At 63.5% G+C, this 1,087-nt stretch carries 2 protein-coding genes; both read right to left on the reverse strand.

Annotation, left to right across the window (positions count from 1 at the left end; translation table 11 throughout):
- Positions 1–232 (reverse strand): hypothetical protein (locus AB4043_RS26410; RefSeq protein ID WP_442308641.1); only part of this gene is annotated, 232 nt, incomplete at its 3' end.
- 101 nt (positions 233–333) lie between these two features.
- On the reverse strand, positions 334–1,087 hold a 754-nt coding region (locus AB4043_RS26415), incomplete at its 5' end, for a group II intron maturase-specific domain-containing protein (RefSeq protein WP_442308643.1).

The following is a 1,087-nucleotide window of genomic DNA, read 5'->3' on the forward strand; positions in this document are numbered from 1 at the left end:
TCGCAATACGTTCGTCCATCGCGATGCTCCACCGGCGCGAGGTCAGCTCCTTGACCCGGGCCTTCCAACGCGCGAGCGCCTTGGGATCGACCCGGATCCCGACCCCGGACCGGGTGAAGTAGAAGCCGAACCCCAGCATCGTCATGACGGAAGCTGGGACCACCTTCGACTTGTCCCGGTTGGCCTTCAGTTTCAGCCGCTGCTCGACCACCGCCGTGACGGAACCGAGCACCCTCTGAGCGGCCCGCTTGCTCCGCACGAAGACCCGGAGGTGAGTCGGCGGCGGGAATCTCACCCGCCGCCGCTCGCAGAACCGTGCGGGAACCTCTCGGCTCACACGGCTCCCATCGCCCAGCCATCAGGCTTGAGACCGAACCGCCAGTGGGCAAAAAGGTTCGGGTACCGGCGGGCGGTGCCCGCCAGCAGTTCCCGTGCCTTCTTCTCCCGGCGGTGAAGCCGTTTGTACTTCCGGCAAGCCCAGCGCACCAGATACTCGTTGAGGCGCCGGAGAAGGGGATACAACATGGACTTGTAGAAGCGCCCGTAATAGTTGACCCAGCCTTGCACGACGCTGTTGAACATCCGTGCAAGGTCGTTGAGGGACTTGTCACTGCGTCTAGCGATGTGCCAGGAGCGGATCTCCTTGCCCATCGCCTTGATCGCCTCCTTGCTGACCGCGGGCAGAAAGCTCACAAAGTGCTTCTCGTACCGGTTCTTGGCCAGCCTCGGACGGAACGTGTACCCGAGGAACGTGAACGACGTGTGCTCATAAGAGCCGCGCCGGTCGGCGTCCTTGCAATACACCACGCGCGTCTTGTCCGGATGCAATTCCAGACCGACCTGCGCCAATCTCGCAGCGAGCGCGTCCCGCACCCTGCGGGCCTGGTGCTCGCTGCGGCAGTGAATCACCGCATCATCGCAGTACCGCTCGAACGTGACCTGCGGGAATTCCCGCGCCAGCCACATGTCGAACGCGTAGTGGAGATACAGATTCGCCAGCACAGGCGAAACATGTGGCTGGCGCGGGAATTCCCGCAGGTCACGTTCGAGCGGTACTGCGATGATGCGGTGATTCACTGCCGCAGCG

It is taken from the genome of Terriglobus sp. YAF25, assembly GCF_052113305.1.
In the GTDB taxonomy this organism is placed as follows: Bacteria; Acidobacteriota; Terriglobia; order Terriglobales; family Acidobacteriaceae; genus Terriglobus.